We start from the raw sequence: 19043 nt of genomic DNA, 5'->3' as shown, positions 1-19043 counted from the left end.
GTTGAACGCGCACTTTGATGGGCGCGAACGTGACTATCGTTTATGGCTTGCAGTTTTCACGAAGCTGAACGGAAGCGACTCCCGAAGTATGAACATCCAGTAGGACTACTCTGCTGCCCGGGTTGCACGGTCGTCGGGGCTTGCTGGAGTACCCCATGTATCTCAGCTGGAAGTCGATCAATCCTCGGGATTTTGCAGCGACGGACTAATCGTCACCTTGTACGCCCCCCCCATTTTGGGCGAGCTTGCACTTACGACGAGGTTTTTGGTTGTTTTGTCGTATTTGTACTTTTGAAATGCGGCCTTGAAGCCAAGGTGGAAGTCCTCAATCCTCACCTTTGCGGTATCATCGATATCAACGTCACCATCGCGGGGGCCACTGCCGACAATCACCCGCAGGATAGAGGAAAACTCCATTCTCGATCGACCGTCCGCCCATTCGTAGACAACGTCGACTGGCATGTGGATGTGGTCGTTGCCAAAGTTTTCCTCAGGGTAATCAGGGCTTTTCCCCCAATACCGACGGAACTTTCCAAGTTCCTGGATGCTCCGAACTTCCTCACCGTCCGACCGTCGAGTTCCCATAGCAACCCCTTGAGTGCGCCGCGATGATGGTAATCTTGGTCAGTTTTTTGACGGAGCCGTGCTTCTTTTTCTCTGATAGCGGATAACGGTGCTATTGCGTTCATAGACAATATGTTCTGCCATCATATTCCCCACCGATAGAGTTTGCGACAAGAACATAAAACAATTTCATCAAAACAAACAAGGGCCGCGGATGCGGCCCTTGTTTGGTGGCGACTTTCGTCTTTCCCTCAGAAGAGGCTTATTCGGAACCGAATCTCGGCGCTTTGGCTTTCTCTGCCTTTCGGCAAACGTATTCCGAACCATTGAAACAATTAATAAAGATGATTCGTTACTTTCAAATGAATCATCTCTCACATTTAGATGTAGCGCAACCTTTTTCTAGGATGAGACCAATGAGCCATACGGGCGCCACGCTTGGCCTTGCGGTTCAATGGTTGATTGCGTACCACTTGGCAATAAGCCCGACACATTGTGTTACCGCGACAACGCCCAGAAGCAACATAAGCACCAGCGTCAGCACGAAGAAGGCCTTGACGTCATCGAAGGTCCAATCGGACACGTGGACCCAAGCCTCGACAACGATGGCGAGGCCGCGCGGCAGAAGGACCAACACCGCGGCCCAGGTTGCGCCCCCTAGCGGCAGTGCCTTGGTGAACAGCGCGAGCTTGACCTGACTGCGCTGCGGCCCGCGATTGTCCCGGTCAGGCTCCGGAACGATGTCAAGCGCCGCCGAGACGTCCGGCAGCCACAGGGTGTAGAGGGCGGCCAGGACTGCCAGCACAAGACTTGCCGCAGATATGGCGTCTGACAGGTGTTCCGCAGTGCTCATTGGGGATAAAGAGCCTGGAGCTCGATAAACGTCCCGTTCGAGACCACATAGGTGTCGAACGTGCCGACCTTCCGCCGAATCGGGGTTCGCGGTACGGTCGCGGAAGCAAGCTCTCCGTTGAGCATCTCGATCACGACGGCGTTCGCCAACCGTGCCTCGCGGTCAGCCCCCTGGGCGCCTTGGCACGCGGCAATGAAACGCCGCGCGGCGGCGTCCATTACGCCCTTCAGCTGATTGCGATGGCGCGACAGCGTCGCCCTGAGAAGCGCGCGTCCCTGCGCACCGGTGAGATTGAACATCCGGGCGATCTTCTCGTCTGTCGGAAAATCTGCGGCAGGCAACGCTAGGAGGATAGCGACCAGACGGCGCTCGCGCAGGTCTGAGACAGTCGTCATGGCCTCCCCGGCGAACATCTCTACATACTCGCGCAACGCCGCCTGGGCATAAGGCTCAAGGCGCTGTTCGATGTCCCCTGGCGCGCAGTCAAGAGTGTCTGCAAGGGCGTCGACCTCGCCATCGGGCACGTCCAAGGTAATGGTCAAATTGAGCTGCGGCATTGGGCAAGCATACTTACCATCAAAGTCCACGCAAGCCGGTTTCGCCAAAGTTGTCGACGTTCGGACGCCGAGGCCGTACGCGGCACCCGCAGGCTGCGCGGGTCGCGGTTCCAACTTTGCTGCTCGAACCATGCCTGTTCCTGCGCCATGGTCGTCGCTGATGGCGAGCGCCCTCGCCTGCTCAAGGGTCATTTCACCAGAGCGCAGCTCATCGAGAATGCGTGGCGATAGGCTGGCCAGTTTCAGGGTTGGATCCCACCCTACTCATTAAATGGCCAAGTTGCTCTGCAGCGAGGTGCCCTAAAAATAATTCTGAACCTGCAACCAGAAGCCGCGTCAGATGCTTGACGCCGGGACCAAAACAAGGCTTTTTACACGCTGGGGTTGGGGGCAGTTTTCATGCAGCATTTTCGCTGGCACGTATTCATTTCGTGTCTTTTTCTGACATGCTTCTCTCCCAGCTTTGCACAAACTATACCTTCGACGGTTGAGCCTGGCCGCGAAGAAAAGCAATTCGCGGAGCCCGCAGCTCCGCTGTCGAGACCGTCGGCACCGCTCTTGAAGCTTGAAGGCACCACCGCCCCACCTGGAGCGGAGTCTATTGTGATCAGAGTCAAAAGCGTCGAAGTCCGCGGGTCGACCATATATCGCCCGGAGCAGTTCGATCAGATTACTGGTTCCCTCGCCGGCCACGCCGTCAACCTCCAGACGATCTTTGATGCGGCCGGCAGGCTGACCGCGAAATATGGCGATGATGGCTATGTATTTTCGCGCGTCATTGTCCCGCCGCAATCGCTCGATCCCGATGGTGCCCAAATTGTTCTACAGGTTGTCGAAGGCTATGTGGACAAGGTCGAGTGGCCAGCGGACCTTGGTAGCGCTTATAAATCTCTGTTCGATGCCTATTCGGCCAAAATCACCGCCAAACGGCCCACGAATATCAAAACGGTCGAGCGGTATCTTCTTTTGGCGAATGATCTGCCGGGTGTGACGGTTCGTTCCAAATTTCAGGCATCGACCGATAACTCAGGCGCGACGACGCTCAAGGTCGAAACAGATTATAAGCCATATGGGGTTGAAGGCCGCTTGGATAACCGCGGCACGACGGGGCGCGGCCCTTGGCAATATTTGACATCCGTGGAAGGCAACAATTTGCTCGGAATGCGGGAGCGCCTGGGCTTCACCTACGCTGGAGCCTTCCAATCCGACGAGCTGCGTTATTTCGCCGGAAGCATCAACGTTGTATTGAATGAAGAGGGCCTGACCTCATTTTCGGGCCTCAGCTACAGCAATGGCGATCCTGGCATTTTCGAGCTTCGCCAGTTGGGCTATGGCGGGCAGAGCTTCAATTTTGAGACCGGATTGAGCTACCCACTCATTCGATCGCGCGACGAGAATTTCGTCTTGTCGGGCAGTTTTTTCGTTGAAGATGCCAAAGGCGATACTGATACGCAGCTCATCAGCCGGGACCGGATCCGTGGTATTCGGTTGAAGGCTGACTATGATCTCGCCGACGAACTGGGAGGCATTAGTCAGATACGATTGACGTTCTCCCAAGGGATTGCCGGCCTCGGCGCGACGGAGAATGGGAACCCCTACGCGTCTCGAAGCAGCGGTCGCGTCGACTTCTCGTCACTTGAACTCTACTTGAGCCGTGTGCAGCATCTGGGCCATGGGTTCAGCCTGTTTGGGGCTCTGGATGCCTCGTACGCGTTTAACCCTCTCCTGGCGGCCGAAGAATGCAGTTACGGGGGGCGCTTTATAGGTCGCGGCTTTGATCCTTCAGAGCTGACCGGCGACCGGTGTGTCATCGCCCTGGCCGAGGCACGGTATGATCTCCCTGTGAACAGCCAGACTATTTCGTCTGCCCAGCTCTACAACTTTGTCGATTTCGGCACCGTGCATCGGATCGAGCCAGCCGCTGGCGAGGGTCGAAACGATGAAGGCGCCTCGGCTGGCGTTGGCCTTCGCGCGAATCTGATGAACCACCTCAACGTCGACGTTAGCGCCGCGAAGCCAATTGAGGGGCGGGACGACGATGACTGGCGATTTTTTCTCGCGCTCAACACGCGATTTTAGGGGGAAACATGCGCTTCTGGCGAATCTGTCTGGCGACTACCGCGCTTGTCCCGTTCTCAATTGGACCGCTGTGGGCGAACCCACTCGGCGGAACGGTGATCGACGGCGGCGCCTCTATTCAAGGCGTTGGCACATCTCAAGTGACCGTTACCCAGACCACGGATCGCGCCGCACTCGAATGGAAAAGCTTTGATATTGAGCAAGGCGAGATCACCCGCTTCGTCCAGCCCTCCGTTAACAGCGTAATACTTAACCGAGTGACCGGCGGCCAGAATGCCTCGCATATTTACGGGACGTTGGAATCCAACGGCACGGTCTATCTGGTCAACCCAGACGGCATTCTGTTCGGCCCCTCCGCAGTGGTCGATACCGGGAGCTTCCTTGCGACGACGCATGACATCAAAGATAGTGATTTCATGGCGGGCATTGATCGGTTCTCGGCGGGACCGAACACCAATGCGTCCGTGGTCAACGAAGGAACCATTACCGCTCATGATGGCGGGTTTGCCGCCCTCGTCGCCCCGGGGGTGCGCAACGACGGTGTTATCGTCGCAAATCTGGGGACGGTCGGGATGTCCGCGGTTGGGGACACGTTCTCCCTGGATCTGAGGGGGGACCAGCTCATCAATTTCGCGGTAAGCGATCAGATCGCGGCAGAGGTAAAGGATGCACGCACTGGTCAGCCGCTGAAGTCATTTGTCGAAAACACAGGGAAAATCAAAGCGAACGGCGGCCGCATTGAACTGACCGCGGCCACGGCCCGCAAGGTTGTGGATAGCGTCATCAACAACGGCGGTGTGCTTGAAGCCAACACCGTCTCCTCAAAGGGCGGCAAAATCATCCTGGGCGCGGCGACGGGCAATGCGAAAGGCGGTGTTGCCGCTAAGCAGATCGTGAAGTCTTCCGGAAGGATTTCAGCCTCCGGCAAAAAAGCCGGACAGAAGGGCGGGAAAATCCAGATTACAGGCGAAGTCGTAGCCCTTCAAGCTGCTAAGATCGACGCAGGCGGAACGGCGGGCGGTGGAACCATTCTCCTTGGCGGCGACTACCATGGCGGCCAACCAGTTCCCAACTCTCCGATCCCGTTGGAAAGTGAGCCCGTTCCGAATGCAGATTATCTGTATGTCGATAATCAAACTGTTGTCGATGCGTCCGCCTATGCATCGGGAAACGGGGGAAAGATTATTCTGTGGGGCGACCAGGCCAACCTTTTCGCGGGCACTGTGGCTGCCAACGGAGGAAGCGCTGGCGGCAACGGCGGTTTCGTTGAGGTTTCCAGCCCCTACAATCTCGCGTTTCAAGGTCATGTCGACACTTCAGCACCAGTAGGGCATGGCGGACAATTGCTTCTAGATCCGCAGAACCTAACGATTGGTGACACGACGTCGTTTGTTGGGACCACCGTTTCAGGGGATGAGTTCTTCTTTGTCACCAACAGCAATATATTTGGCGCCGTCAATGATTCCTACATATCGGCCAGCAGCATTGAAGCTGCGTTGGCCCAGAACGGTGTCGTCACCATTCTCATGTCCCGGCCCTATAATACGGATACTAACGCCGGGCTTCTGACTATCAACGCTGACATCACCGCCCCAGCGAACAACTCATGGCTTGAGTTTGTCTCAAGCTCCGACTGGAACATGGATATTGTGCTGAACTCGACGATCGACTTTAGCCAATCAACCGGGGAGATTCGGCTCGGCGGTATTTTGAATCCGGCGCTTTCCATCAGGAGCTCGCCAAACGCCAAAATCATCGGAAATACCGGCTATGTCTATTTCGACGCCTTGTCCGTGGGAACGCAAAGCGCCCCTATTCGCGTCGAAGTCGTTCCCGATGACGACGCTACCTCCGCCAACTTCATCGCTTGTGCCAACTACCTTACTTGTTCCGATACCGGCACACGGATTGCAGTTACCGATGCCTACACCAATAATCCGGACGCCTTTCGAAACAACGTTTTTGTCTCAGTAAGCCTGCGCCCAGGCTACAGTGTGCCTCCACCTGATAATGGTGGCCTTGGCGGTGGCGGCGACCCAGGAGACAATCCTGGCGGACCTGGCAACGGGAGCGGAAATGGCGGAAACAATGGCGGCGGAACGACACCGCCTCCTGTCGCGGCGGTTCGTGAACAGGTTTATCGTTTGGATCGGAACTATCCTGCTCAAGTCGCGTCCCTCACAAGGGCGCCAGAGAATATTGTTACGGCTGATGAATTAAGAAAACATCGCTCTGAGATGCAGGCTTCAATTAGACGGTTCTCGACATTTGCAGACTTTGTTGGGTCGATACCCGACGAATTCGGAAACGCCATGGAATTTATAATTGGGGGTACCCTGAATTACGTCGAAGGAAAGGCGCTTTCAGTTAGCGATGCTGTGAGTGAAAAAATGACTCACCTAGCGGATTCAGATCAAAGCCAGCAACTTTCGTGGCGCCCCGAAAAAGGTTCGGAAGCCTTGCAGGCACTTGGGTCGACGGGATGGGTTCATGAGAACGCGAACGGAACATATACAATATATTGAAAGCTACCCGTCGCCATTAAAGGGAATAATCCATTGAGTAACTACCTGTCCTCGTGTATGATCGACACAATGAGGGTCACTTACTTTATTATATTTTCAACTATCGGAATCGCAGCGGCACCTGCTTGGGCGGACGCTAGTTCTGATAAACAATCTTTTGATAAGATTGTCATTTTCAATAGACACGTTTCGGATATGACGGGAACTCAAGCCGAAAAGTACCGGGCGGCCCTTAAATGGGCTCAAATATGTATACCATCCACTTCTGCCGAACTCGAAAAAGCAACCCATCTATCTATACATGAGTTTATTGAAAAAAGGAAGCTAACAGTAAGTCAGTTTGTCGATGGTATCACGGATGTCTGTTGGAAATTGGCGGACAAATCTTCTATCGACGCCGTAGTGTGGACTCATATGAAGGCCGAGTATCTTCCTTACGTTATCGAGATAGGATTGCGTAAAGCAAGCGCCAAGTAGAAAGCAATTGAAGCGCCAAGGGTTGGTTCTACGGCCAACGGGCGATCGATCCGCTGAGTGCAATTGATGTTTGTTCCAGGCTTAAACCTTCGCTCTCCGCAACGAACGCCACCCAAAAGGGTGGCGTTCAGCTCGCCGGAGAACGTTACACCCGGATGCGACCGTGACAGTGAGCTTCTCGGGCATAAATGGACAGCGGCTTGTCCGGCCGGAAATGCCGGTCGCGTTCCACCGGCAGGCCAAGGCGGCCTCGAACGGTAGCCAACTCAGAGAGACTGACGCTGCCGATCTCCGGGCTACCAAGCCCGAGGTCACAGAGACCGAAAGCGATATCCGGATCCTCCGGGTCAATTTCGGTCAGCAGCCAGGTCGCGCCGGCATCCGGCGTGAACAGTTTGACGACGGGTACAAAGTCGATTTCGCCGTCGGTGCCGCGGACCGGAAGCTGCTGGCGACCATTCGCCAGCAGCTTCTCCCGCAGGTCTTGGGTCAAGAGCTGCATGGTCGGCCTCCTACTCGTCATTCTTCGGGGCGCGAAGGACGATGCGTCCGTCGAGCGGCAGGGCGTCCAGGACGAGCGTGCCGCCTTCGCCGTCATCATGGGCGAAGAAGGAGCCGATGCGGGTCCAGAAAGCCTTCTGGCCTTCCTTGGCCTCGCGCACGGTGTAGGCGTGATAGATAGGACCTTTGGGCTCGGTCTTCGTTTCGGTGTTGCGTTTGATGGTCATGGTCTTTTCCTTTGGTTGATGATTTCTGTCCCGGAGGACGGTTCCAAAGGAGACGGCGCGCAGGGCTGGCTTGTCCCCAACACGGGAGCGCAGCGAAGGAGCGGGTAGGAACGGGACAAGACGGCCGCGCCGGCTAAAAGGGAACAGTCTTCACCTCCGGACAGACCATCGACGGCAAAGCCATGGCCAGCCGCAGCGCCGGACGAACCGAGATCACTCCGCTCACGCCATCGACCTGCGGCCAAGGCGGGCCTGCCGGGCTGCCTCAACCGCTGGCAACTCTCGACCACACGGGAGGTGGCACGGTCCTGCTCAACGACTGCGGCCCTTGGGCCTCCATGTGCCGCGCCGAACGCAAGACGTGGGGCAAGCCAACAGCGTTGGCATGCCACGCGGAGGCAAGTGGCGAGCTTGGCCGGACACGGAATGTCCGATCAAGCGGGCGGCGGGCGGTCTGTCACTCGCCAATGCATTGGGGAGTGACAGACCGCTCCCAAAGACACGGTGGATGCCGGGTTCGCGCAAACGCGGGCACACGATCCGCAAATGACGCTGCGCTTCGATGATCATTTCCGGTGCAATCCACTGGCCATCAGCAGGCGACACCGTTCACTGTCCCGGCAGGCAAAGACTGCCTGACCCATCTCACCCCGACCATTTTCCCAACCAAAGGAGAGCACAATGTCTGCTCATTGCATACGTGCGCCGCCGCGGCGGCCACACCTCCGGTTTCGACCTCTCGGTAACCGGATGCCCAACAGGGCAAACCATATCGGCCAGCCATCAGGCTGGCTCGGGAGGCTCGTACCGTAAAGTAGACTACGCATTCCGGCCATACCGTGAATGATCTTCACGGGGTGACACGATCTACGGACGTGCATCGGCCATCAACACTCAGCCAAAACAAAAAGAAGCGAGCAAGATGGACGATCTAACCATGGACCTGGTGCGGCTGTGCCACCGCAACCGGGACGGCTCTTACGGCACTCAAAACAACCGCCGGCGCGGCCTGTCCGCAATGGCAATTGACCTTGCGGACCTCGGCTACAAACTGCCGGCCGCCGATTCTCTCAAGCCCAAGCATGTCGAGGCCTTGGTCGAAAGGTGGCACGATTCCGATACCTCGGACGCCAGTATCCGCAACCGCCTCACCTGGCTGCGCTGGTGGGCGGAGAAGGTCAACAAACCCAACGTCGTCAATCGCGACAACAAAACCTATGGCGTTGCCGAACGTGGCGAGGTCACGCGCAACCGGGCCCAGACCCTCGATCACGCCAAGCTCGGCACCATCGAGTGCCCGCACATCAAGGCCTCGGTTCTCCTCCAGGCGGCGTTTGGACTGCGACGGGAAGAAGCCATGAAATTCCAGCCGCAGACGGCCGCTCGGGCCGACCACATCGCTCTCCAGGCGAGCTGGACGAAGGGGGGACGGGCACGAACCGTGCCCGTGACCACGCTCGAACAGCGGCAGGTCCTCGAGCACGTGCTGCGCCTTGTCCCTGGCGCGGGTTCCCTGATTCCGGCAGAATTGAACTACGTCGAACATCTCAAACGGTTCGAATACCAGACGCTCAAGGCGGGGCTACGTAATACCCACAGCTTCCGTCACGCCTATGCCCAGCAACGCTATGCGACGCTGACCGGCCACTCCTGCCCGCTGGCGGGCGGCAAGCGCTGGGCCGATATGAGTGGAAATGAACGTGCCGCCGATCGGTCGGCGCGCCACAGGATTTCTGCCGAACTGGGCCATGGCCGCCTGAAAATCACCGACACCTACCTCGGGAGTGCCTTCTGATGAAGCGCGCAGAGGGGAATTTCCTGATGGCCACCAACATCAGGACGAAATACGCGGACGGCCTGTTCAGGCCCGCCGCGATCGCGGCCGCCATCGACGAAGCGGCCAAGAAGGGCCGTCGCCATCATCGTGTTGTGCAGGAACTTCCCTTCGACCTTTCCGATACGGAAGCCGCAAAGGCGCTTGAGGAATGGCTCGATGCCGAGGAATTCCATTATGTCTGGCGCCACACCTATCTTGAGCGGGATGCGTTCCGCCCGCCCGTTGTCACCGAATATCCGGAGCTTGAGATTTCCTGGTAGTCTTGGAGGCATAAAAACGAAACAATGAGGGCGTACGCCCAGAAGAGAAGGGGATGTCCATCCCCTCTTTTGTTTTGCCTCCGCTTCCGGAGGGTCTTTGGGCAGCAGTTCTGCTTGCCCGCTAAGTGTCCATTTTAGCTATTCCTAATAATATCGAGTCACAAAGCTCCGGCCCAAAGTTGGGGCGACGAAATTTCTGGCATTGTATTCGGCCCCGCTGTTGTTACTGTCTGCAAGTCGGGCTGGGGTGGGATATGGCCGATAAATTTGATCTGTTTGGCGATTTCGATCGCAGCGTTGCGCTTGCGCTGAAATGGGGCAAGTGGGGTCTCTCGGGAGGGAGGCACCTGAAAGCCCGCTCGGCCAGGCGGGAAGTTGAAGAGGTATACGGGCCCGAGGTGGCGGATGCTGTCGAAGCTGCCATTCGTGCCGGCCGGGACCCTGGTCCTATTATCGAACGCGCCAGACGTGATCTCGCCGCCCGCGAAGAGCGCGAGCGACAGCTGACCAATCCTCCGCCACTCTACGGGTCGGCCCGCTGGCCGACCTCCGGAGACCTGCGCCCCTATCTGCGCGGGAAAGATGCCTTTCACCATCCCAGCTCGCTCCTGCTGGGCACATTCAACGATGAGGGCGAGACCAGGCGTGCGGGATTTGTGCACTGGGATGGCGACGGTCACTTGCTGACCATCGCCCCGACGCGCACGGGCAAAGGCAAAACCACCATTATTCCAAACCTGCTTCGCTACCGGGGAAGCTGTGTGGTTCTCGATCCCAAGGGCGAACTGTTCGAGGCCACGTCAAAGTGGCGGAGTTCGCTCGGGCCGGTCTACCGCATTGCACCGCTGGATGATGGTTCCGGCAAGCCGGTTCACCGCTTCGACCCAGTGGGCCGCGTCCGGCGCGAAGCGGACGCGCGCTCGATTGCCCAGCAGATGTTCCCGCACGAACCGAGGTCGCCGTCGTTCTTCGCCGATGACGCCGTGGGCTTCATGACCGCCGTCATCATGTACGTCCGCTTCAAGGCGCCACTCCACCGGCGTACGTTGGCAACCGCATGCCAGATAGCCATGCTCAAGGGCGCGAGCCTCCTCAAGGTCGCGCAGCAGATGGAAACCTTCCAGCCTTCCGCCGACGCGGCGCGCGCCATCCTTCAAAAAGATCCCACCCGGGGACTGAGGGTGCTTCAGGACACTCTGACCAGCAAGCTCTACGAGTGGAAAGACAGCGATATCCAGCGCAGCGTCAGCGGCAGCGACCTGAGCTTTGAAAGCCTGAAAGACAGGCCGGCCACGGTTTATGTCGAAATCCCGTTCGACATGATGAAGACGTTCTCGGGATGGCTGCGGGTCGTGCTGAAGACGGCCCTTGACGCCATGCTTGCCAATCCGCGCGTGCCGGATATTCCGGTCCTTTTCGTGCTGGATGAATTCCTGAACATCGGCGCGTTCCCGGAATACCGCGACGCCATCCGCACCCATGCCGGAGCGGGGATCCGGCTGTGGTTCTTCCTGCAGGATATCTACTCCATTGAAGAGCACTACCCCGGCACCAGCTGGCGCCCGTTTCTCAATTGCGCGGTCAAGCAGTTTTTCGGCATCAACGATGACGACACGGCCAGGATGGTGGGCGGTTACCTTGGCCAGAAAACGGAAGCTCTCCGCACGACGACCGCAACCGTTAACGTAGCCTCGCACCTCGGCGGCTGGAATGATGCTGCATCCGCCAACACAAGCTTCTCGATGACGGAGGGCGTCCAGTTTCTCGGGCGCCCGCTGCTGACCAGCGATGAGGTGCGGGAACTGCTGGGCGGTTGGCAAGGTGACGGCTGGCGCTACGGCATCACCGACATCGCCGGCACACGGCCTTTCAAGACCCAGTTGGTAGTGCACGAAAAAAGCGAGAACTGCCGGGATCGCATTGGAATGATGAACAAGGGGGACAATCGTGACCGAAGTGACAATCAAATCCGGAGCCCTGAAGAATAGCAGCATGCCGACCTGGCTCGGCCTGGTGCTCGGCAGTTGGATCGGCCTGGCGTGGGGCAGCTTCATTTCAGCGCCTCTCGGTATTGGTTTTGGCGTCGCCGCCGGGAGCGCCTTTGGCGGATTTCTGGCGGTGCCGCTCTGGGGCACTTTCTGGGGACTGGTCGGGCTTGGCAGGCAGCGTGAGACCGCCGTCCGTCAGTACGGCGTTCGCCTGCTGGGGGACGATGACCCGCTCGTGCACCGGGTCGCCGCGCTTTCCGCCAGCCTGGGGTTGAGAACCCGACCGTGGGTGGGCGTCATGCCGCACAGCAATGCCTACGCGATCGGTGCCAGCGCCGACAATGCCCTGGTCGTAGTCGGTCAGCCGCTGCTCGATACACTGTCGGCAGCGGAAGTGGACGCCATCATCGGCCATGAGCTGGGCCATGTCGTCAACAACGACATGCGCCGCATGGGCCTGGCGCGCTCGTTCCAGAACTCTCTGGTCTGGTATCTTGGCTTTTCCGACACCCTCCAACGCGGGGCCCGCTGGCTGCTGACCTGGTTCTCGGAGCTTGCCGTGCTGCGCCTCTCCCGCAGCCGGGAGTACTGGGCCGATGCCGTCGGCGCGGCCCTCACCAGCAAGGACCATATGATTGCGGCTCTGGAGAAACTGCACCATGGCCCGGAGCTCACCGGATTCGAGCGCGACCATGCGCGGCTGATGATACGGGGATTAACCGGCGGTTCGTTGTTTTCCACCCATCCGACCCTTGATGAGCGGCGGGCCGCGCTTCAGGCCGAAACCTTCCTCAAGCGCATTCCAGTGCAGAAGACAAAGGCCATCGCCAGCGCACCATCGACGGCGGTGTTGCCCAAAGCCGAGGACATCGCCTACGCGAAACGCTGAGCCCCGGAGGCGCTGCTTGTGCTTCTGACTACTACTCTACGCGCTAGCGGGTTTAAGCCGAAGCCGCCTGCGAAACTCCTGCGGCTTCAAATCCTGTGACCGCAGCAGCTTGGCCGTCTTTTCAACTTCGTGGTCATTTAACGCGCACGACGGATCCTGCTCGCCCAGTACCATGACTTCGTTTGAGTAAATTGAAGCGCCAAACATCAGGCCTAAGATTTCGGCAGGATAGTCACGCACGACATATGCCCGCCGGTCGGTAATCTTGTTTTCCGGATCGTACCGCCTTGTAAAAGTCACCACGCGCCAGCGCGCTAGGATATTGGTTGCCCCAACAAGGACCGTGAACATCTGGCGGATAGGATTGCCGTTGTGCCCACCTTGTTCCGAGATAAAGCGCTTCCATGCCGTGAACGCGTAGCCGATATTCCTATCGTCAAACTTCGGGACTAGCTTATATTTTTCGCCCAGAACATTCGCGAGGCGCCATATCGCTTTTTCAAAAAAAATCAGGTCACCAAGACTGGTGACCTGAAACATATCGTCTTCGTGCATGAGGGCGAATCACTTCCCGAGGATGCGCGACGTAGATTTTGCCATCCGGTCCAGATATTGCCCGACTGTAGGATGCTTACGCTCGCGAAATAAGGTGTTCTGAATATTGGCAAGCACACCGTCTGCGCGTTCATGTTCCTCCGCGCTGAGGGGTTCCGGTACCGCTTGCGGCTTGCGGGAGTGGCCCCGACGCTTTGAATGCGACCGTTTTGGCTTTTTCATTGAAGTCTCCGTGCGATTGCCCGTCCCCGTGGCAACCGCCCGTGAAAAGGGCAGGTTAATACTAGCAAGAACACTTTAACAATTCCCTCCGACTGGCAAGCGAATTCTTCAGCGTTGCCAGCGCTGTGCCCAGCCTTCTTACGCCAAGCCCTCAACTCGCCGAAGGTAACTATCTTCGGTCCCGGTCGGGTTCCTGCCATTCGCCGTCCTCGGGGGCGGATGGCCGCTGATTGCCCACGTCCAGCCAATCCAGGTGGTTTTCCCAGCGCTCCAGCGTCTCGACGTCCTGTGTCCGGGTCTTGTCATCGAGCCAGTCCAGCATGTTCTCGGGCGTGAGACGGTAGGCTGCGGCATCGTCCTCGCTCATCTCAAGCCCGTTCTGGCGGTCTACAACCCGCTGGGCGGCCTCCAGGTCGCCATCGGGGTGAAACACCTCCGCTGAGGCGGGTTGATGCATATCATCCAGCATCCGGTCTTCGGCGGCCTCAAGCTCTCGCGGATGGATCGGCGAGCCATCCGGATCAGGCACAGGCAGCTCTTCGTCGGGTTCTGTGGGTGCCATAAGCTCTCTCTCCCGTTGTGCGTGAATCCTGTGCGCCCGACGTTCTTCCGGATTCGGGCCCCGGTGCTGGCCCGGCTCCTGCCCGATCCTGCGCTTCGCATAACTCCGGCTGTCGATCGTCACGGCAAGCCCGGCCTTGCTTAAGGCCTCGTTGGCGACACGCTCCCAAAGCGCGCGAGCTTCGGTCACAAACTGTGTCCCGTCCGCGCTGCGGATCTTCAGCCCGAAACCCTCGCTACCCACCCCCCGGGTCGACATCATCATATGCACGTGGGGATTCCGGCGGGCGCCGTCATCATGAATCGCCAGGTCCACCACGAACCCTTGCGACGTGTAAGCATCGGCCATAGTTCGCGCCACAGCCAGCCATTCCGAGCGTGGCAGTTCGATCGGCAAGGCGAACTCCACCTCCTTGGCCAGTCGCGCGTCCTTGCGCTTCTCGGTGGCCTCTACGGCGTTCCACAGGCGGGCACGTTCCGCCATCCATCGCGGTGCCCCCGCCGGCAAGCGGATCTCGCTGGCCACGACATCACGACGCCCGCCGAAATCCGACAGGCGCTCTTCCGCTTCGTTCGGCAGAACCTCCCCCGCGCGATACGCGGCGGCCGCTACAATGGAGCGGCCGCCGCCCCGGCTGATGTTCTTAACGTTCAGGTGAAAGATGGCCACAAGCCTCTCCACGGCACGGACGGGGGTACGGGGGTGTCCCCCGGCGCACCTGCCGGTTTTCTCCGGTTTGCGCCTCGCAACCGGCCAGAAAACCGAGCATGCATCGCCCCCCTCATTCCAATGCGTACACGTTGGGGCGATGCGTAGGTGCGCTGTACGCATTGCTGCAAAATCCCACCGATCTTGCAAGCCCGCCCCGCTCTTAGTTCTCAAACAGGTCCAGCGTCTCCGCCTTGGGCTTTTTGGCCGGCCTGGGCTTCCGGACGTTAATAGCGGCGGCGTCCAGGCGGTTCTTGAGGTGCACGGCATAGTGCTTCTCGATCATCTCGACGCTCGTACGGCAGTTTTTGGCGACCTGATAGATATCGGCGCCCTCGAGCAGGCGAAAGCTGATGTAGCTGTGCCGGAGGGAGTACAGCGTGCGCCGGTTGCCTTCACGGTCCAGCTTGAGGCCGATCTTGTCGAGGATGCCGTTGAACTGCTTCTTGTGGTCGACCGGGAACAGCCGGTCCGTAGGCTTCGGGCTGTTCCGGGCCACCATCCGCTCGAACGGGAACACAGCACCGGACGTGCTTTTGCAGTACCCTACGCCGCGCTTGCCGCGGACCTGGATTTCCAGGATCTTCTGGCCGCTCGCCTCGTCCTTGACGATTTCCACGTCCCGGTATTCAAGCCAGTTGGCCTCGTCTGGCCGAAGGCCGGTGTTGGCCAGAAACAGGATCTTGTCGTGGAGCTGTTCGGCCAGCCACACACGATATGCTTTCTCGCCCTCCTTGGCCTTCTTGCTGGCTTTACGCGCGTTTTCGGCATGGGCGCGCGTCGCCGTGTAGAGCTGTTTGTACTCCTCGGGCGTGAACCAGGCCCGGTGCTCCACCTTCGACGATTTCTTGTAAGGCTGGGAGATGTCCGGCAGGTGGGTCAGCCACCGATGGCGCACGGCGGCCTTCAGGACCAGCCGCAAGGTCACGGTTTCATGGTGGAGAGTGCTGCGCGATGGCAGCTTCTTGCCTTCCGCGGGCGTCATCCGGGAGATCCGATACTCCTGGACCGTGCCGGCGTTGATCGTTGAAAGCCCCATGCCACCGAAGAATGGCACCAGATATGCTTTGATGCGCCGATAGTGGTCTTTCACCCACCGCGCATTGCGCTCTCCCTCGGTGAGCACTTCATATTCTGCCTTGAACTGGTCGGAAGCGTCCTTGAACGTTTTCTCGGTGATCAGCTCACCGCGCCGGCCTTTGTCCTTAAGCCCGAAATACCAGTCCTCGGCCCAGTCCTTGGCCTTGGAGAGGCTCTCTTCCTTGGTGCTGACCCGCCAGTTCTTGCCTTTGAGGTAGGTCGAACAGTGCCAGATCGGGCTGTCGTTGCGCCGATAGACGTGAACTTTGCCTTCCAGAATCGTGTGTTTTTCCGCCACCGCCAGACACTCCCTGCGTGCGTGCAAGTTTGTGTAAGAGATGTGTAAGGCTAGTTTCGGCTTCTTTGCGCCGCAAGGCGATTTTTAAGTGCTTGATTTCCTTGGAGGAAATGGCACGGGCAGCAGGGCTCGAACCTACGACCTGCGGTTTTGGAGACCGCCGCTCTACCAACTGAGCTATGCCCGTGCATGCGCTGTTCGGCGCAGGCGCTTCCTAAAAGCTTCCGGGCACTCTGTAAAGAGCACTCGGCAGCGGTTTTGGACCCTTTGCCGGAAATCTGAATTGCGCGGCTGCCGGCAATCGATCGCGGGGGCGCGCCCGCTCTTTAAGATTTCCCGGCCGGCGGCTTATAAGGTCCGCCAGGCACGCCCCAGCCCCAGGCCGGCATCGGCTCGGTCTCGGGATCGCAGGTCTCGCCCAGATTCGAGTTCATCTTCGCCAGCCGCGCCCCCCATTCGACATAGCCCATGAAGGCGGAGCGGAATTCGGGGTCGTCCGGCAGGCCGACCTCGTCCGCCGCGTCGGCAAGGAGATTGATCCAGCGGCGGCGCTGTTCCTCGGTCAGGTGCTTGCCAAGGTGATGCATCACCATTTCGCGATGGCCGCCATGCTTCTCGCTGTAGGTCTTCGGCCCGCCAAAGACTTCGCCGATGAAGGCGGCGACATGCGCCGGGTGATCGGGCGACATGTGCCTGAATACCGGCCCGACGACCGGATCCGCAGCCACCTTGTCATAAAGGTCCGGGTCAGCCGGTTCAGCGCCTCGCCGCCGCCGGCCCACGCATATAAAGTCGGGATGTCCTCGCTCATCGCCGCTCCTCCACTGTGTATAAAAGCACGAGCAGGATAGTGTCAGCGCCCTGCCCCGCTCAACCTGCCTCGATGGCCAGTACCCGCTATCTCCTTTGTTTACGCAATTCCGGACGGAAAACCGTAAACACTTTTCCTGGAATTGCTCTACAGCTTCGCTGGCGCCTTCGCCTCGGCATCGGCGGCTGGAAGAACCCGGCAATTGTCCGGCCTGGGCGCGGATCTGCAAATGGTGGCGCCCGTCAGCGCGTCGACCGACTGCGGCCCGGTTGTCAGCCCGAATGTCTTCAGTTCGTCCCGGCTGAGTTCCCTGTGCTTCGCATATTCGGCCGACTGCATGGCGACGAAAAAGCCCGAGCCGACCGCCATTTCGTCAAGATACGCCCTGACCTTGTCTTCCATGCCCATGGAATGCACCAGAAAATGCGCACCGGCGCCAACCAGGCGCCGGACGCCGCCGGCGATCATCACCGCGCAAGCCGCGTCGCATTCGGCGCCTGTATCGATGGTGAGCCCGGCATGGAGACCGTCCGCCGCGACGCACCCCACTGCGCCCGGATCGCAATCGAGAAAATCCGTTCGGGCGACTGCGACATCCAACCCGCGCTCACGGATCAGCCGGCCCGCGGCAAGCGCAGCCTGCACGTCTCCACCCGGCGAGTTGATGACGACGGGTAACCGGCGCTCACGGATCGTATCGAGCAGTTGGCGGAGCTTGTCGGCCGTGCCCGCGGCGATCGTGCCTTCCGCCGAAATCCATTCCGGACAATCGAGATTGCAAAGCGGATTGCTGCCGCGAACAAGAACGAAGCGCATCTCCTGTTCGCGGGCCTGCGGCGCCGGCGCGGGAACCGGCGCAATGGGTGAAGGCCCGGCTTCGACGGCCGCGACCGCGGCGGGCACGCCGTTCGCGGGAACCTCGCGACAATTCGCTGGCGCCGGATTGCGCTGGCAAATGGTTCTCTCGGTCATCAGGTCGAGCGAATCGAGACTGGTGACGAGTTTCATCTCCAGCATGTCTTCGGGCTCGATCTGCCTGATGTCGCTGGCAGGCGTCGCCTTCATCACGCCCAGCACGCCCTGCTCGACACCCATTTCCTTCAGATAGGCCGACAGCCGCTTCTCGACCGTCCTGCTCATCTCGTAGGTCTTGTAGCTGCCGGCGTTCTTGCGGCTGACGATCCTGGTGCTGACGATCTTCTTCTTGCCGTTCACGATCCGATAGGTCGTGCGGTAGAGCAGCTTCTCGCGCTGGTAGGTGGTGGTGATCTGGTGCACACCGAGATAGGCCCATTCGCCGACTACGCGGCGGATGCCGCCGGCAAACATCAGCGGACAGGCCGAATTACACATCGCGCCGCTGTCATAAGCGACGCCGGAATAGGGCTGGCCCTTGCGGCCATTGTCCAGGCAGTTCTTCATCCCCGGCGAGCAGCCGGAAAACTCCGTGATGCCGACCGCGATATCGAGCTTGTTCTTGCGGACCATGCGGCCAAGCTGCAGCGCGGCATCGACATTGCCGCCTGGTGAATTGACGACGATCGGCAGTGGCCTTCCGCCGAGCGTCTTCAGCAGGCGTCTCAGCTGCGCCGGCGTGCCGGCCTCGATCGTGCCTTCGGCGGAAATCCATTCCGGGCAGTTCGGCTCGCAGCCCGGCGCGCTGCTGCGCACGACGACGAAGCGCATCGCCGGACCGTAGTCCGCGGGCGTTTCCTTTGCGGCGGCGCTGAGCGCCGCCAGCCCTGCGGCAGCGGCCAATCCCAGCCGAAGCAGCCCGCGCCAACACCGCATGGTCTTTGAACGGAATGTTGAAACCACGTCTGGCAAGCCCCTCGGGTACAACCCATACTAGTTGCGGGGACGGTGCTTGCAACAAAATTGAAAAGAGCCGCGCGATACCACTCCAAAGCAAAAGGGCGGCCCGAAGACCGCCCTTTCTTTGTCGAACCGGCAAGTGCCGGATCGATTATTCCTTGATGGTGACGACGATGCCGGCACCGACGGTGCGGCCGCCTTCACGGATGGCGAAGCGCAGCTTCTCTTCCATGGC

General features: G+C 59.3%; 17 protein-coding genes, 1 tRNA gene and 2 pseudogenes. 7 read left to right on the top strand and 13 right to left on the bottom strand.

The window, feature by feature from the left end; genetic code table 11:
- Nucleotides 1–177 precede the first annotated feature (177 nt).
- The 3 genes from FJ424_RS31420 to FJ424_RS31410 all read right to left on the bottom strand — a co-directional run bounded on the left by FJ424_RS31420 (nt 178) and on the right by FJ424_RS31410 (nt 1974).
- The gene (locus FJ424_RS31420) at nt 178–462 is read right to left on the bottom strand and encodes a hypothetical protein (RefSeq protein WP_140659597.1); all 285 of its coding nucleotides are present in this window, start codon (nt 460–462) and stop codon (nt 178–180) included.
- A 553-nt stretch (nt 463–1015) separates the two neighbouring features.
- A complete protein-coding gene (locus FJ424_RS31415) occupies nt 1016–1417 on the bottom strand; it encodes a hypothetical protein (protein WP_140659598.1) in 402 nt (133 codons plus the stop codon).
- Nucleotides 1414–1974 (bottom strand): hypothetical protein, encoded by a 561-nt coding sequence (locus FJ424_RS31410; RefSeq protein WP_140659599.1) that lies wholly within the window; start codon nt 1972–1974, stop codon nt 1414–1416. The genes FJ424_RS31415 and FJ424_RS31410 overlap by 4 nt, the downstream gene beginning before the upstream one ends.
- A gap of 603 nt (nt 1975–2577) precedes the next feature.
- On the opposite strand from FJ424_RS31410, the gene FJ424_RS31405 reads away from it, so the two are divergent.
- The 3 genes from FJ424_RS31405 to FJ424_RS31395 all read left to right on the top strand — a co-directional run bounded on the left by FJ424_RS31405 (nt 2578) and on the right by FJ424_RS31395 (nt 7055).
- A complete protein-coding gene (locus tag FJ424_RS31405) occupies nt 2578–4053 on the top strand; it encodes a ShlB/FhaC/HecB family hemolysin secretion/activation protein (RefSeq protein WP_181182242.1) in 1476 nt (491 codons plus the stop codon).
- Nucleotides 4054–4061: 8 nt separating this feature from the next.
- Entirely contained in the window at nt 4062–6578 is a 2517-nt protein-coding gene (locus FJ424_RS31400) for a filamentous hemagglutinin N-terminal domain-containing protein (RefSeq protein ID WP_140659601.1), read from the top strand.
- 69 nt (nt 6579–6647) lie between these two features.
- Nucleotides 6648–7055, top strand: coding sequence for a hypothetical protein (locus FJ424_RS31395; protein WP_140659602.1), 408 nt, complete (start codon nt 6648–6650; stop codon nt 7053–7055).
- Between the two features lie 145 nt (nt 7056–7200).
- On the opposite strand, the gene FJ424_RS31390 is transcribed toward FJ424_RS31395, so the two are convergent.
- Both FJ424_RS31390 and FJ424_RS31385 read right to left on the bottom strand, forming a co-directional pair.
- Nucleotides 7201–7557, bottom strand: coding sequence for a DUF2958 domain-containing protein (locus tag FJ424_RS31390; RefSeq protein ID WP_140659603.1), 357 nt, complete (start codon nt 7555–7557; stop codon nt 7201–7203).
- Nucleotides 7558–7567: 10 nt separating this feature from the next.
- A complete protein-coding gene (locus FJ424_RS31385) occupies nt 7568–7783 on the bottom strand; it encodes a hypothetical protein (RefSeq protein ID WP_140659604.1) in 216 nt (71 codons plus the stop codon).
- 922 nt (nt 7784–8705) lie between these two features.
- On the opposite strand from FJ424_RS31385, the gene FJ424_RS31380 reads away from it, so the two are divergent.
- The 4 genes from FJ424_RS31380 (at nt 8706) to FJ424_RS31365 (ending at nt 12757) form a co-directional block, all read left to right on the top strand.
- Entirely contained in the window at nt 8706–9578 is an 873-nt protein-coding gene (locus tag FJ424_RS31380; RefSeq protein WP_140659605.1) for a phage integrase N-terminal domain-containing protein, read from the top strand.
- Entirely contained in the window at nt 9578–9880 is a 303-nt protein-coding gene (locus FJ424_RS31375) for a hypothetical protein (RefSeq protein WP_140659606.1), read from the top strand. Before FJ424_RS31380 ends, FJ424_RS31375 begins: the two co-directional genes overlap by 1 nt.
- A gap of 254 nt (nt 9881–10134) precedes the next feature.
- Nucleotides 10135–11868, top strand: a complete 1734-nt coding sequence (locus FJ424_RS31370; protein ID WP_140659607.1) for a type IV secretory system conjugative DNA transfer family protein — start codon at nt 10135–10137, stop codon at nt 11866–11868.
- A complete protein-coding gene (locus FJ424_RS31365; protein ID WP_140659608.1) occupies nt 11828–12757 on the top strand; it encodes a M48 family metalloprotease in 930 nt (309 codons plus the stop codon). The genes FJ424_RS31370 and FJ424_RS31365 overlap by 41 nt, the downstream gene beginning before the upstream one ends.
- 36 nt (nt 12758–12793) lie before the next feature.
- Here FJ424_RS31365 and FJ424_RS31360 read toward each other — a convergent pair whose 3' ends face one another.
- The 8 genes and pseudogenes from FJ424_RS31360 to FJ424_RS31325 form a co-directional block, all read right to left on the bottom strand.
- Nucleotides 12794–13297, bottom strand: a complete 504-nt coding sequence (locus FJ424_RS31360) for a hypothetical protein (RefSeq protein WP_140659609.1) — start codon at nt 13295–13297, stop codon at nt 12794–12796.
- A gap of 24 nt (nt 13298–13321) precedes the next feature.
- Complete coding sequence (locus tag FJ424_RS31355; protein ID WP_140659610.1) at nt 13322–13534, bottom strand: hypothetical protein; 213 nt, start codon at nt 13532–13534, stop codon at nt 13322–13324.
- Nucleotides 13535–13703: 169 nt separating this feature from the next.
- Nucleotides 13704–14765 (bottom strand): MobA/MobL family protein, encoded by a 1062-nt coding sequence (locus tag FJ424_RS31350; RefSeq protein ID WP_140659611.1) that lies wholly within the window; start codon nt 14763–14765, stop codon nt 13704–13706.
- A 202-nt stretch (nt 14766–14967) separates the two neighbouring features.
- On the bottom strand, nt 14968–16182 hold the full coding sequence (locus tag FJ424_RS31345; protein WP_140659612.1) for a site-specific integrase: 1215 nt from the start codon (nt 16180–16182) through the stop codon (nt 14968–14970).
- Between the two features lie 111 nt (nt 16183–16293).
- Nucleotides 16294–16369 (bottom strand) — tRNA-Trp (locus tag FJ424_RS31340).
- A 139-nt stretch (nt 16370–16508) separates the two neighbouring features.
- Nucleotides 16509–16993 (bottom strand): annotated as a pseudogene (locus tag FJ424_RS31335) (group II truncated hemoglobin).
- Between the two features lie 147 nt (nt 16994–17140).
- Nucleotides 17141–18679 carry a hypothetical protein gene (locus FJ424_RS31330; RefSeq protein ID WP_140659615.1) on the bottom strand — a complete coding sequence of 513 codons (1539 nt, stop codon included), beginning with the start codon at nt 18677–18679 and terminating at the stop codon, nt 17141–17143.
- A gap of 280 nt (nt 18680–18959) precedes the next feature.
- Nucleotides 18960–19043 (bottom strand): annotated as a pseudogene (locus tag FJ424_RS31325) (elongation factor Tu); the annotation flags it as partial.

Origin of the sequence: Mesorhizobium sp. B3-1-8, from assembly GCF_006439495.1 — a bacterium.
In the GTDB taxonomy this organism is placed as follows: Bacteria; Pseudomonadota; Alphaproteobacteria; order Rhizobiales; family Rhizobiaceae; genus Mesorhizobium.
This window is presented reverse-complemented; position numbering and strand designations above follow the sequence as displayed.